This is a genomic window from Xanthomonas vasicola pv. musacearum NCPPB 4379, from assembly GCF_000277895.2.
GTDB classification, from domain to species: Bacteria; Pseudomonadota; Gammaproteobacteria; order Xanthomonadales; family Xanthomonadaceae; genus Xanthomonas; species Xanthomonas vasicola.
This window is the reverse complement of sequence record NZ_CP034655.1, coordinates 3,759,867-3,773,249: the sequence shown is the minus strand read 5'-3', so window position 1 is coordinate 3,773,249 and position 13,383 is coordinate 3,759,867. Positions and strand designations below refer to the sequence as shown.

Below are 13,383 nucleotides of genomic sequence, written 5' to 3'. Positions count from 1 at the left end.
TTCCCATCGCCGCGCTTGCCGTGCTCCCCGAGCAGCAGGGCTGCCTGCGCTGTCTGTGGTTCTTCGTTATTCGGCTTCGGTTACCTTGTCGCCATCCTTCAACTCTTGCGGCGGATTCAGCACCACGCTGTCGCCCGCGGTCAGGCCCGACAGCACCTGCTTGTCCTCGCCCGTCACCATGCCGGTGGTGACGGCATGCGCGCTGACGGTGTTGTGCTCGCCGACCACGAACGCGACTGTGCGCGTGTCGCGTTCCACCAGTGCAGCCGTCGGTACACGCACCCCTTGCGGCTTGGCCGTTTCCTGCGGTTTGGCCTGCTCAAGGAAACTCACCCGCACGCCCATTTCCGGCACGATGCGCGCGTCCTTCACCTTGAGCGCCACGCGCACTTTTACGGTTGCCTTGCCACGGTCGGCGGTCGGAATGATGGCGATCACTTCGCACGGAATCTTCCATTCCGGATACGCATTGAGCACTGCTTCCACCGGCATCTTGGGTTGCACGCGGCCGATGTAGGACTCGCCCACTTCCACTTCGATTTCCAGCGATTCCATGTCCACGATGGTGCCGATCCCGGTGCGGGTGAAACCGCCGCCGGCCGACAGTGGCGAGACGATTTCGCCCGGCTGCGCGGCCTTGGCCGTCACCACGCCGGCAAACGGCGCGCGCACCACATTGAAGTCCGAGCGGATGCCGGCGATGGCCAATTGGTCCGACGCGACCTGCACGTTGCGCTGCGCATTCTGCAGCTGCGCGCGCAAGGCATCGCGCTGCGCAGTGGCTTGTTCGTACTGCGAGCGTGAGACCAGCTGCGCACCGACCAACGATTGCAGGCGCGTAGCGTCGGCATTGGCCACGGCCAGTTGCGCCTGCATGTTGTCGACCTGGCTACGCGCGGCCGACAACTGCGAGGCCGATAGGGTGCGCTGTGCATCGGCATCCAGCGGGTCGAGCGTGGCCATCACCTGGCCTTGTTCGACGCGCATGCCTTCTTCGATCATCACCTCACGCACCTTGCCGGTGACCTGTGCCGACACCGTGGCCATCCGTCGCGCCACCACATAGCCGGAGGCGTCCAGCACCGATGCGCTGCTGCTGCCGGCGCTGATCGCCACCACCGGCGCTGTCTGCACCTTTAGCACCGGGCGGCGCGTAAACCACCACGCGGCGGCAGCCAGCACGATGACGATGATCACCGCGGCGGCGATCCAGCCGCCACGGCGTGCGGGCGGCGGCGTGGCAGGGCGCTGCCGGTCGATACGGAGTTGCTTGAGCAGATCGGCGGAAGTGTTCATTGATGGCCGGGACGGAAGGCTGTGCGAAATGTGACGGTCTGCGGGCAGCGCGGCAAGCTGCCGGAAGTCACCAACCGCGGTGTGGCGACGAACGGTTACTGCGCGGACGCCATGGCCAGATGCTGCGGAGCATGCGGCCAGCACACCACGTCCACCAGTGACAGCTGTCACCTGCAGACCATGACACTGGCGACTGTGCGTCATCGGCGCGGGCGGCAATGCTGGCGGCTCCTCGGCAAGGCGATACCGGCATGCGTTCTTTGCACCTGCACCTGTATCGCTTATGCCTGCGCGGGCGAGTAGCCGCGTCGGCACGCAATCGCAGCCCGGTAATTACCGGCGGCATAGATGCATGAGGCCGCTTGCCCACACCGTCTTGCACGCGCCCGCGCGCAGGCGGGCCCGGCAGTGGCAGAATCCGCTCACCCACACGGACCTTTGCTGATGCGCCTTCGGTTTCCCGCATGGCTTCGCCCCGCTGCCAGTTCGCAGGCTGCCGCGCGGATGGCGCAGGGCCAATCGCCGTGGATGGATAGCGTCCACCTGTTCTGGTCGGCCTGGGTGTTCGTGGTGCCGGCGTTTACGACGCGTGGCTACGATAAGACCTGGCTGTTGTGCACGCTGGCGTCTTATCCGGTGTTTCTGCTGTTGTACGCACGCATGTTGCTGGCGCCCCGCGGCACCTTGTATCGCTACGCCTGGGCGATGGGCGTGCTGAGTGCTGCCTTGCTGCCGGTGTATTCGGCGGGGCTCAGCTACTTCGTATTCGCTTGCCTGACCTTGCGCCCCTCCACGCGGCACGCGTTGTGGCGGCACTTCGCGATGTTGTTGCTGATGAACGCGTTGTACCTGAGCTGGGCGCGCTGGCTTGGGTTGAGCTTGCAGGCGCTGGTGTGGATGCCGGTGACGGTGCTGGGCATGGCAGCCGTGGGTGCGGTGTACAGCATCAACGAACGCAAGGACACGTTGCTGCGCTTGTCGCAGGACGAAGTCCGTCGGCTGGCAGCCACCGCCGAACGCGAGCGCATCGGTCGCGATCTGCACGACCTGCTTGGCCACACCTTGTCGCTGGTAGCGCTCAAATCCGATCTTGCCGCGCGCCTGATCGAGCGCGACCCGCGGGCGGCACGCAACGAGATCGATGCGGTGGCACAGATCTCGCGCGATGCATTGGCGCAGGTGCGACGCGCAGTGACCGGCATTCGCGCGGCCGGCTTGGCAGCCGAATTGGCATCGGCGCGTGTGCTGCTGGACCTGGATGGCATTGCGCTGGAACAGCAATTGGAAACGCTGGCCTTGCCGCCCGAACACGAAACCGCGCTTGCGCTGGTGGTGCGTGAGGCGGCCACCAATGTGCAGCGCCATGCTCAGGCAAAGCGGGTGCGCGTGCAGCTGCGTGCGCACGGCGAGCAGGCGGTGCTGGAGATCACCGACGACGGACGCGGCGGCGTGATCGTGCCCGGGAACGGTCTGGATGGCATGCGCGCACGCTTGCAGGGTCTAGGCGGTGCACTGGATGTCGAAGCGTTGCCGCGTGGCATGCGGTTGCGCGCCAGCTTGCCGTTGCCGCGTCCGGCAGCTGTTCCGGCCCCTCCACTGTCGCCAGTGATGCCGCAGTCGCACTAAGACGCGTTGCTGCTTGTGCACGAGGTGCACCGGCGCTGTTATGGTGCGCAACCGTTGCATGCATGCGAGCGCGACCGATGATCCGGGTGTTGTTGGCGGAAGACCAAGCCTTGTTGCGCGGCGCACTGGTCGCCTTGCTTGGGCTGGAGGACGACATCGAAGTGGTCGGCAGCGCCGGCGATGGCGAAAGCGCATGGCGCGAACTGCAGCGCCTGCAGCCGGACGTGCTGGTCACCGATATCGAGATGCCCGGCCTGACCGGGCTGGAACTGGCGCAGCGCATCCAGCGCCAGGCGCTACCGGTGCGCGTCATGATCGTCACCACGTTCGCGCGCCCGGGATTTTTGCGCCGTGCACTGGATGCCGGCGTGGCCGGGTATCTGCTCAAGGATGCGCCGGCCGAACAACTGGTCGATGCCTTACGTCAGGTGCAACGCGGCGGGCGGGTGATCGACCCGCAACTGGCCATCGACGCATGGGTGGAAGCGGACCCCCTGAGCGAACGCGAACGGACCATTTTGCGGCTGGCCGGCGAAGGCCGCTCCACCAGCGAGATTGCCCAGCAGTTGCAGCTCTCGCACGGCACGGTGCGCAATTACTTGTCCGAATGCATCGGCAAATTGGGTGTGGCCAATCGCATCGAAGCGTATCGGCTGGCGCGGCAGAAGGGCTGGTTGTAGCGCAGTCAGTCGAGTGATTGCATGCGCGGGCAGTTGAAGTTTTCGGTGTGCGGGATTGCATGCCGGTGAGCGGCGCTCGGTTGCTGCGACACATCATCATCCCCCATTCGTAGCTATTCCAAACGCGTGCGAAGGCATGCGATTTGCACGCAGGTACACTGCGCAGCATTGGAAAATACGGCGAGCGATACATGAAATCTCTGTGGCTGTCGGGCCTGCTATTGATGTGTGCTTTCAACGCATCTGCCGAACAATTCAAGATCTTGGTGGCAGCCATTCCCAATCAGTATCACCACGACTATATCCCCGTGGCCAAGCCGCAATTCGAAGCGATGGCACGCAAGCATTATGTCGAGATGGTGTGGGCATGGAATGCCAAGGTGTTCGACGGCGATCTATCGCAATACGCGGCTATCGTGTTGCTCAATACGCCGGCCACCGATCTGGACCCGGCGCAGCGGGCCAACTTCCAAAAATATGTGCGTAACGGCGGCGGCGTGGTCCTCGTGCACAAGGCCTTTGCGATCAAGCGCGGCGACTGGGAATGGTACGACCACCTGATCGGCCGTTCGTTCCGCACGCATCCCTACATGCAGACCGCGATGGTGGATGTGGTGGACGCCAATTTCCCGGCAACTGCAGGCCTGCCCAAGCGCTGGGTATGGAGCGACGAATGGTACGAATACGATCCGCCGTACAGCGATGACCTGGTGACGCTGCTCACCGTCGACGAAAGCAGTTACGACGCCACCCTGATCTGGCCAGGCCAGGTCGCCAAGGGCATGGGTAAACAGCACCCGGTGGCGTGGTATCACCACTTCGAAGGCGGCCGCGTATTTGCCACGGCTCTTGGTCATCTGGCCGAGGCCTACAACGACCCGCGCTACCTTGAGCACGTGTACGGTGGGATCTATTGGGCAGCGACTGGCAAGGGCATCGAAGCGCTGGAATCTGCGACAAAGGTAAACACGCCCGCTGAGCCGCTGCCAGAGCGCACACGTCTAGCGACGCAGCCGAATTAGGCTGCGTTGATTCAACGCGCAAAGCAGGGCTGTGTAGCTCTCTGCCAGCCGACGTGCGCAACGTGAGAGCCCCTCGCCCGGCGGGGCAAAAAAGGCACGGCTTGCGCGCCACTGGCGCGCGTGTCTTGGAGCGCCCGCGCCGCAAGCGTGGGCGGGGGCGCAGAGCGGGGGTTGGGGTGTGGTAAGGGGCGAAGCCAGTTGTCGCGTCACTTCCCAAGCGCGCAGCGACGCGTTTGTCACTCCAGGCACTGTCAGATGCCTGAGGCGCACCCTCATCCGCCCTAAGGGGCACGTTCTCCCTCATGAAAGGGGGAGAACGTGCCGGAGGGAGAAGTGAGCTTGGCGGTACTGCCGAGTGCAGGCGTCATCTGCCGAGCTCTAGCAACTCACCATCAACCTCAACCCCGATCAACGCGTAGACCGCTCCCCACGCGCCATGCTGGAAAACACGCCATCGCGGCGCACCCAGGCATGAAACAGCGCTGCACTGAGATGCCCCAGCACGGTGGCGAACAACAGATACGCCAGCCAGCCGTGCGCGCTACGCAGCCACGCATACAGCGCCGGATCGTGTGGTGCGATCGCCGGCAGGTTTGCGCCCGGCCACAACACGATCGGGTAGCCGCCGGCCGACAACATCGCCCAGCCGATCAGCGGCATGCCCAGCATCAACGCATACAGCAACCAGTGCGAGGCGATCGCTGCGGCCTTTTGCCACACCGGCAGATCGGCCGGCAGCGGCGGCGGACGATGGCGCAAGCGGTTGATCAAGCGTAGCACCGCCAGGATCAAAATCGCGATGCCCAGCGGGCGATGCAGATCGATCAACCACGGCCGTTGCGTCACCGACGCCACCATGCCCACACCGACAAACAGCATGGTCAGGATCATCGCGGCCATCAGCCAATGCAGCACGCGCGCTGGCAGATTGAAATGGGTACGGCGGCTCATTGGCGTGCTCCCTGGCCGGTGGCGGCGCTGCCCGTGCCGTTGGCGATCTCGCGCTCTCGGCGATTGAACGATTGCGAGTACACCGACGAGCGTGCCGCCAGAATCGGATCATTCGATGCGGCAATGCCCTTGGGTAAAATCAACGGGTCGTAATTGAGATCGCGACACGGGCCGGTGGCTTGTGGCTGCGCGCGCTCGATCGAGAGCGTGCCGGCCACGATCTGCTTGCGGCTGTCCGGCCACGGCTGCGATGGGTCGTCTACCGCATCGCCGGGCTCGGCGACGGTCAGCACCATGTCCCAACGCAACGGCCCCTGTGCGAGCCGCGCATCCAGATCGGTGGCGAGAAAATCGCCATCGGCCTGCTTGCGTTGCTCGGCGCTCAATTCCTTGAACGGCGTATGCGGGCGCATCGACCAGCGGATGTAGCGCTCGCGCCCGTCGGCGGCAATTGCGCGGAACGCGTTGACACCGTTGTACTGCGTATTGGCCCAGCTATCCGACCACGGCGCAGTCTTGGCCCACTGCTGGAATTTCGCTGCTTCCGGATACTGCTTGCCGAACGCTGCCAGTTTTTCCGGGTCCGGTTTGCCAGTGGCCGGGTCCGGTTTGGAGGCCACGTTGAGCGCCTGAAAGCCGGCCGGCGTGGCAACCACGAAGAACGGAAAGCTGTTCATCGCCGTACGCCATTCCTGCCCATCGTCACTGCGCAACAGCAGCGCCATGCTGCGCACGCGCGCCTGCCCGTCGGGCCCATGCGGGTCACCGCCGCCGATCGACATGCGCCCCAGCACCGGCGTGCTGGGCTGGCTGAAGATGCGCGCCGACGACAGCCAGGTGGCCTTGCCGCTGGACTGAAATTGCCCGCTCACGCACACGCCCTTGGTATGTGCGCGGCGGAAGCCTGGATGCGGCGGCCCGCTGGATTCGATGGTGTCGGTCATGCGCGCGGCAGTGAGCCGGTCGCTGCCAATCCAGCCGGCAGTCCAGGCAAACGCAAGCGCAACGCCGCCGGCAATGGCAGCAATCCCCAGCAACGGCAGCACGGGGCTGCGCGGGCGCGGGGGCGAGGGAGGTGGCAACGTCATGGCTGGCTCCGGTGGTCGATGCGGTGAGTGGTCAATGCCGTGAGACGACGTGCGCGCCGAGTTGATCACCAGCAAAATTGCCGCACGCGCACGATGGTGGAATAGTCCACGCTCCAGTGCGTCTACTGTGTGATCTCATTACCAAACCTGCCAATGGATGCTCTGGACGATGACCAACTGCGCGCCGTGCTGCCGGCCCTGCGCCGCTTCGCGCGCTCGCTGAGCCCGCCAGCGCCGACGACCTGGTGCAAGCCACGCTGGAGCGCGCGCTGCGGCGTTGGCGTACCCGGCATACCGCCGAGGCCCTGCAGCCATGGCTGTTCGCCATTCTGTACCGGCAGTTCCTGGATGGGCAGCGCCGTGCCGCGCGCTGGCAGCGGGTGGTGGGCCTGTTCGCGCCACAACAGCCCAGTCAGTCGGCGTCTGCCGAACAGGTGCATGACGGGCGCGCCATGCTGGCCAGTCTGGCGTTGTTGCCACCAGAGCAGCGCGCCCTGCTGCTCTTGGTCAGCGTGGAGGGTTTCAGTTATCGCGAGGTGGCCGACACCCTCGGCATCCCGATCGGCACGGTGATGTCGCGCCTGTCGCGTGCGCGCGAACGCTTGCGCGCAGTGAACGACGGTCACGTGAACCACGCACCTGCATTGAGGATCCTGAAATGACCACCACATCGCCCGACGAATACGCGCTGCACGCCTACGTCGATGGCCGCCTGGCGGCGGAGCAACAGTGGCAGCCTGGTTGCAGGCGCATCGCGCGCAGGCCGCGCGCGTGGCTGGCTGGAAGCGCGATGCCGAAGCGCTACGTGCCGCGCATGCAGGCCTGGCGCCGGAGCTGAGCGCGGTTGCATTCACACCTGCGGCCATTCGCCGTGGCCTGCAACAACGCCGGCGTGCCGTATTTGCTGTGGCCGCCAGTTGCGTGCTGGCACGAGGCCTGGGTACCGGGCTGGGCTGGCAGCTGCATGCGAGCCGGGTCGCCAGCCAACGCTTACCGATGGCCGATGCAGTCGCTGCGTACCGCCTGTTCGCCGACGCCGCCACGCATCAGGGCGTTGCGTTGGACGTGCAGCACCGCGCGGAGTTGGAACCGTGGTTGCGCACGCATTTCGGCAACGAAGGCGTCGTGCCGGATCTGCGTGCGCAAGGCTATACGCTGCGCGGTGGGCAGTTACTGTCTACACCGGAGGGCGCAGCCGCGATGCTGGTCTACAGCGATGCCGACGGCGCGCGCATTGGCCTGAATCTGCGCCCACGCAGCGGTCCGATGCCGAGCGGCGAACGTCGCGATGGCCGTCTGTTGGCGCAGTACTGGGCCGAAGGCGATACCGCGTTCGCACTGGTCGGCCCGGCGACGCAAACACGCATGCGCATGATTGCGCCGTTATTGCGTAGCCAGGGATGATCAGCACAGCGGAAGGCGTGGAGTGATTGCTTTCCGCTGCCGCGCTCAGCCGCCGTAGCGCTGCTGCAGCATCGCGAACGCCGAGCGCAGGGCCAGCGCTTCGCCGCCGGCTGGGCGGCCGGGGCGGTCACTGTCGTTCCAGGCGTAGACGTCCAGATGCGCCCAGTGTTGGCCCGGGGCCACGAAGCGTTCCAGATACAGCGCGGCGGTGACGGCGCCTGCCATGCGCGAGCCGGCGTTGGCCATATCGGCAACATGGCTGTTGAGATAGCGCAGGTATGGGCGCCACAGCGGCATGCGCCATACCGGGTCGCGGGTCTGTTCGCCGGCGCTGATCCAGGCCTGGGCCAGCGCATCGTCGTTGGCGAACAACGCGGGCAAGTCCGGGCCCAGTGCGATGCGTGCCGCACCGGTGAGCGTGGCGAAATCCAGGATCAGGTCCGGGCGCTGCTCGGTGGCATAGCTCAGCGCATCGCATAAGACCAAGCGGCCTTCGGCATCGGTGTTGTCCACTTCCACCGTCACGCCGGCGCGGGTGGTGATCACCTCGCCGGGGCGGAACGCATCCGGGCCCACCGCATTTTCCACTGCCGCAATCAACAGCGTCAGCCGCACCGGCAGCTGCTGCGCCATCACCAGCCCGGCCAGCGCCAACGCATGCGCTGCGCCGCCCATGTCTTTTTTCATGTTGCGCATGCCATCGGCCGGCTTCAGATCCAGCCCGCCGGTATCGAAGCACACGCCCTTGCCGACCAGCACCAGATGCGGATGTGCCGTGTCGCCCCACTGCAACTGGATCAAGCGCGGCGCGCGATGCGACGCACGCCCCACGGCATGGATGGTAGGGAAGTTCTGCGCCAGCAATGCCTCGCCGACGATCGCATTGACCTGCGCGCCATGCGCTTGGCCCACTGCGCGCGTGGCGTCTTCCAGATGCTGCGGGCCCATGTCTTCGGTAGGCGTATTAACCCAGTCGCGCACCTGCAGGCAGGCCTCGATCAAGGCGCGCGTCTGTGCCGACGGCGTGGCTGCCAGTTCGGCCGGCGCACGCGGCACCTTGCGATAACGCGCGAAGCGATAAGCGCCCAATCCCCAGCCCAGATGCAGCAACGCCTGCTCGGCATCGCTCAGCGAGTTGGCCAGCGTCCAGCGGCTGGCCGGCGGCAATGCCATCGGCGCGTGCGCGTAAGCGTAGGCATCTGCACGGTCGCCGATACCGAGGATCGCCCCGGCCAGCCCGTTGTCGCCTGGCAACAACAGCGCGCTGCCCGGCGCGGCATCGAAACGCTGCGCCTGCGCCCACGAAAGCACACGGGTGGGCTGCTCCGCGCACCAGCGCGTAAAGCTCTCGCGGTCGAGCACATACAGCGGCAAGGCCGCGGCGTTGGAATCGATGAAACCGGTGAGGTGCGACATAGGAATCCTCGAATGCGGCGCCGTGCGCCGAGCAATGGGCTCAGGCGGGAAGGGTGATGCCGGCGTGCGCGGGGCCGGGGTGCGGCTGCTGCGCGTCCAGCCAATCGGCCAGCCCGGTCATGCTGTCGAATTCCAGATCCGGTTGCTGGGTGGGGTGCGACCACACCGCCCCTTCGCGGTTGATCCAGCAAGCGCGCAGGCCGGCATCCAGCGCACCTAGCACGTCCATACGCACATGGTCGCCTACATGCAGCACTTCCGAAGGCGGCACCTCAAGCCTGGCGCAGGCGGCCAGGAAGATGCTCGGGTCGGGTTTTGCGCTGCCGTGTTCGCGCGAGCCCAGCTGAAACGCGAAGTGGTGCATCAGCCCGATGCGCTGCAGATCGGCATTGCCGTTACTGAGTGCGGCCACCGGCACATGCGCGGCGATGCGCGCCAGTGCATCGAGCGCGTCCGGATAGCATTCCACCTGGTTGCGCGCGGCATAGAAGACTTCATAGGCCGGCTCCAGCAACGCCAGATCGCCACCGCTGTCGCGCAACGCCATTTCCAGCGTCAACCGACGCAGCGCGCTGAGGTCGTGATGCAGGTGCGGGTTGTCGGCAAAGCTACGCTCACGCAGCTCGCGCATTGCCTCTACCGGAAAGCGCTCGGCGGTGACCGGACTGTGCTCGCGCATCCAGTCGTACAGCACCTGATCGATCCGCGCCCCGATCGGCGCAAAGGGCCACAACGTATCGTCGAGGTCGAGAGTGATGGCGCGGATGTGGAAGCTCATCGCTCGATTGTAATGCCGGGAATAGGGAGTCGGGAATGGAGAATGGGTAAAGCAGCGCGGCTGCAGGGCTGCTGCGTAGGAGCCTTTGCGAATCCCCAATCCCCAATCCGGATTCCCGGTTACTCAAGCAACCGCGCCCAGCGCTGCATGCCTTCCACTCGGCTCAGTACCATCTTGATGCAGACCAGCAGCGGCACCGCCAGCAGCAGGCCCACCATGCCCCACGCCCAGCCAAACAGCATGAGCGCCAAGATCAGCATCAGCGGTGAGATCGCCATGCGCCGGCCCAGCACGATGGGGGTGACCACCTGGCCTTCGATGGTGTGCAGCGCCAGGTACAGGATTGCCGGCAACAGCGAAGACAAGGTGCCGCGGAATTCCACAAACCCCATCAGTAGCATCAGCATCACGCCGATCAAGGGACCTACATACGGCGCAAAATTCAGCAGCGCTACCACCGTGCCCCACAAGATCGCTTCGGGCAGCGGAATCTTCAGCGCATACAAAATGCCGGCAAACACCAGCCCGACCAGCGTATTGATCACGCTGATGGTGAGCACGTAGCGCGAAACCTCGCGTTCGATGTCCAGCATGATTTCAGTGGTGAAGCGTTGCTGCTGTCGATTCGGCAGCAAGGCGATCGCATGCCGCTGCAGGCTTTCGCCGTACACCATGAAAAAGAACGTCAGCAGCACCACTGCCAGCACCGAGGCGGCCAGCTTGGGCGTGCGCACCAGTGCCTTGTAGGGGTCGTCCATCTGCGTGCGCACGATCTGCACGCCGCGCTGGCCTTCGCCACCGGCTGCGCGTGCAAAATTTTCCGCCGCCTGATTGGCCTGCATCACCGGCTTGGTGAGATCGCGTACATCGCGCGCAATCTGGCGCATCTGCTGCGGTGCTTGCTGCGCCCACTCGGCGGCAGGGCCGGCCAATTGCACGGCCAGGGTTACGGTGCCGGCCAGGCCGAGGCACAGGATGAGTAAGGCGCCGAGAAACCGCGGGATATACAGCTTGCGCAGGCCACGCAGGATTGGGTTGCCGATCAATGCAAAAAACGCGGCCAGCATGACCGGCAGGATGATGGTCTGCGCCGCCCACAGCGTGTAGCCAACGGCAAGCGTGGCCAGCACCACCATCGAAGCAGGTGCGCGTGGGCGGGGCGCCGGTGCGGGCGGAAGAGAATCTGCCGCTACGGCGGCATCCGATGAGTCGACGGAAAGAGACATGCGCGCCCTGGCAGCAGACTGGCGTGCTGCCAGCGGTGCGCCATTATCGGGCCAATGCGTCAACGGTGCGCACAGAATCTGTGGGCGCGGTGTCAGTGAGCGGGTGGTCGCCTGGCGAACTCGGCCGCGTGCGCACTGATGCCGTTTCCAGAGGCCGGGTCGGTGGTCAAGGTGGCGTTGTCAGCAGCCCTGGGATCGCAGCGCAAACACAGCTTCGACTGTGCCAGCAGCCTACTGCGTGCGAGTGGCGGTCAGGCGCACGAGTGCTGCGAAATCGAGCTGCCGGTGATGGCGCTCGATCCATTTTGAAGCTCAGAGGGGGTTAGCAAAACACAGCCAGCAGTCGTCTGACGGATATCGATGGCGCAAACATCATCAGCCGGTGTGGTCTAGCACTAATTCTCTCCAACTAGCACAGAACCAACTGCACGAGTGCTGCGGGCATCTCAAGAATTAAACACGCCCATCTTTCCATTGCGTGCTTTTTCGGCTGCGCTGGTTCAGCGGCTGGTTGATGCGACTTCAAACCTGCTGCCACTCAATGCGGCAGCCCACCAGACCGTCGGCCGCCGCGATCAGCTGGCCTGAGTCAGGCCGCGCGATCGACCGGAACCTGCACCACTGCAACCGGTGGATCAGATGCAACTTCTTCGGCATTGTCCGCCGCACGTTCGGCCTGGTCGGACGCTTCCTGCGCGCGGTGCGCAGTGAACATTGCAGAGATCGTGCTGATCATCTGCAGAATCTTCGGAATACCGCCCAGCTTGCCGGCGATGCTGCCCAGTGCGGCCTGCGGCTCGTTGCGACCGGTGACAAACCCCAGCCCGAAGCCCACTGTCACGATCCGCAGCGGGGACCAGCCGGCACGCCAGGTCTGGCGTAATTCACTCCAATGCAGACGCGTCTCTTGCGCACGTCCTTCCACCAGAAACTCGGCGCGCTCGACGCGCTGACGCAAGGTTCCAAACTTCATGTGCGTGCTCCACTGGCAGGCGTCGCGGCATCTTCATCTTCGCTGGGGTCATCGAAAATGCCCAACTTGATGAGCTGACGGCGCGTTGCGTTGAGGCCGGTGTGGTCGAAGTAGAAGAACACCCGCCACGCGGCGATGCCGGTCACCAACAAACTTGCCAGCGCAGTAAAGAACATCGCCTGGAACCACGACAGCCCGACACGTTGCAGCAGGGCGATGATCGCACCGGCCAGCAACAACCACGACGAGGCACCAAACACCACGGCCACGCAGGCCCACGCCAAACCGCGCCCGAACGCGCTGCGTGCCAGTTGCAGATCGGCCGACACCAGCCGGCGCAATGCGCGGCTGGTGTCCTTGGCCGAGCCCAGCGTTGCACGCCCGGCAGCGCCGACCGCACGTACGCTTTCGTCCAGTCCTGGCGTTTCCGCACGCGCATTGGGCGCGTCGGTTCCGGCAGCTGTAGAGGCCTGATCGCTCACGACTTAGTTGTCGTTGCTACGTGCCAGCTTGGCAATGACCCAGCCGGCGGCGAAGGCCACGCCGAAGGCAGCCAGTGGACGCTCGCGGATCAGGTCGGTGGCGCTTTCCAGCAGATCGTTGCCCTTGGCGACCAGCACGTCCATCTGTTCCTTGGCAGCGGCACCGCCGAACTCAGCTGCGGCCATGCCGGCCAGCGCGGTGTCCGACAGTTCGGCCTTGACGTTGGCGCGACCGAGCTTGAGCTCATCGCCAGCAGCGCTGGTGGCGCCCTTGACGGCTTCGCCGGCGGCGCTGGCTGCCGACTTCAGGTGGGTGCCGGCTTCGCTCAGGTTTTCCTTCAGCTGATCGGTATTGGTGGGGCTCATGCGATATCTCCTTCGGTCATTGATGGCAGCCGCCACTCACGTGCGGTCGAGCAGTAGCAATAGCATCGGGGGGGT

Annotated in this window: 13 protein-coding genes and 2 pseudogenes; 6 read left to right on the top strand and 9 right to left on the bottom strand. The window is 65.1% G+C overall.

Going from position 1 to position 13,383, the window contains the following annotated elements; translation table 11 throughout:
• Positions 1-66: 66 nt before the first annotated feature.
• Positions 67-1,296 (bottom strand): efflux RND transporter periplasmic adaptor subunit, encoded by a 1,230-nt coding sequence (locus KWO_RS17435; protein ID WP_010379258.1) that lies wholly within the window; start codon positions 1,294-1,296, stop codon positions 67-69.
• Positions 1,297-1,740: 444 nt separating this feature from the next.
• Between KWO_RS17435 and KWO_RS17430 the strand changes: the two genes are divergently transcribed.
• The 3 genes from KWO_RS17430 to KWO_RS17420 all read left to right on the top strand — a co-directional run bounded on the left by KWO_RS17430 (position 1,741) and on the right by KWO_RS17420 (position 4,624).
• Entirely contained in the window at positions 1,741-2,922 is a 1,182-nt protein-coding gene (locus tag KWO_RS17430) for a sensor histidine kinase (RefSeq protein ID WP_017112297.1), read from the top strand.
• A gap of 77 nt (positions 2,923-2,999) precedes the next feature.
• A complete protein-coding gene (locus KWO_RS17425; RefSeq protein ID WP_010379262.1) occupies positions 3,000-3,602 on the top strand; it encodes a response regulator transcription factor in 603 nt (200 codons plus the stop codon).
• 191 nt (positions 3,603-3,793) lie between these two features.
• Positions 3,794-4,624 (top strand): ThuA domain-containing protein, encoded by an 831-nt coding sequence (locus KWO_RS17420; RefSeq protein WP_010379263.1) that lies wholly within the window; start codon positions 3,794-3,796, stop codon positions 4,622-4,624.
• Between the two features lie 408 nt (positions 4,625-5,032).
• On the opposite strand, the gene KWO_RS17415 is transcribed toward KWO_RS17420, so the two are convergent.
• Positions 5,033-5,575, bottom strand: coding sequence for a cytochrome b (locus KWO_RS17415; protein WP_010374840.1), 543 nt, complete (start codon positions 5,573-5,575; stop codon positions 5,033-5,035).
• Positions 5,572-6,663 carry a catalase family peroxidase gene (locus KWO_RS17410; RefSeq protein WP_010374836.1) on the bottom strand — a complete coding sequence of 364 codons (1,092 nt, stop codon included), beginning with the start codon at positions 6,661-6,663 and terminating at the stop codon, positions 5,572-5,574. Before KWO_RS17410 ends, KWO_RS17415 begins: the two co-directional genes overlap by 4 nt.
• Before the next feature lie 153 nt (positions 6,664-6,816).
• Between KWO_RS17410 and KWO_RS17405 the strand changes: the two are divergent.
• Together KWO_RS17405 and KWO_RS17400 are read left to right on the top strand one after the other, a co-directional pair.
• Positions 6,817-7,325: pseudogene (locus KWO_RS17405) on the top strand (RNA polymerase sigma factor).
• Positions 7,322-8,067: pseudogene (locus KWO_RS17400) on the top strand (anti-sigma factor family protein). Before KWO_RS17405 ends, KWO_RS17400 begins: the two co-directional pseudogenes overlap by 4 nt.
• A gap of 45 nt (positions 8,068-8,112) precedes the next feature.
• Here KWO_RS17400 and KWO_RS17395 read toward each other — a convergent pair.
• From KWO_RS17395 to KWO_RS17385, 3 genes are all read right to left on the bottom strand, one after another.
• Positions 8,113-9,483 (bottom strand): leucyl aminopeptidase family protein, encoded by a 1,371-nt coding sequence (locus tag KWO_RS17395; protein WP_010379268.1) that lies wholly within the window; start codon positions 9,481-9,483, stop codon positions 8,113-8,115.
• A gap of 40 nt (positions 9,484-9,523) precedes the next feature.
• Entirely contained in the window at positions 9,524-10,261 is a 738-nt protein-coding gene (locus KWO_RS17390) for an HAD family hydrolase (protein ID WP_010379269.1), read from the bottom strand.
• 119 nt (positions 10,262-10,380) lie between these two features.
• Complete coding sequence (locus KWO_RS17385; RefSeq protein WP_010379270.1) at positions 10,381-11,487, bottom strand: AI-2E family transporter; 1,107 nt, start codon at positions 11,485-11,487, stop codon at positions 10,381-10,383.
• A gap of 162 nt (positions 11,488-11,649) precedes the next feature.
• Between KWO_RS17385 and KWO_RS22650 the strand changes: the two genes are divergently transcribed.
• Entirely contained in the window at positions 11,650-11,796 is a 147-nt protein-coding gene (locus tag KWO_RS22650; protein ID WP_017112299.1) for a hypothetical protein, read from the top strand.
• 280 nt (positions 11,797-12,076) lie between these two features.
• Here KWO_RS22650 and KWO_RS17380 read toward each other — a convergent pair whose 3' ends face one another.
• Genes KWO_RS17380 through KWO_RS17370 form a run of 3 tightly spaced genes read right to left on the bottom strand, consistent with a single transcriptional unit; the run spans position 12,077 to position 13,308 of the window.
• A complete protein-coding gene (locus KWO_RS17380) occupies positions 12,077-12,460 on the bottom strand; it encodes a hypothetical protein (protein WP_010379278.1) in 384 nt (127 codons plus the stop codon).
• Entirely contained in the window at positions 12,457-12,942 is a 486-nt protein-coding gene (locus KWO_RS17375) for a hypothetical protein (RefSeq protein WP_010379281.1), read from the bottom strand. The genes KWO_RS17380 and KWO_RS17375 overlap by 4 nt, the downstream gene beginning before the upstream one ends.
• Positions 12,943-12,945: 3 nt before the next feature.
• Positions 12,946-13,308 carry a hypothetical protein gene (locus tag KWO_RS17370; RefSeq protein ID WP_010374821.1) on the bottom strand — a complete coding sequence of 121 codons (363 nt, stop codon included), beginning with the start codon at positions 13,306-13,308 and terminating at the stop codon, positions 12,946-12,948.
• Between the last annotated feature and the right edge of the window lie 75 nt (positions 13,309-13,383).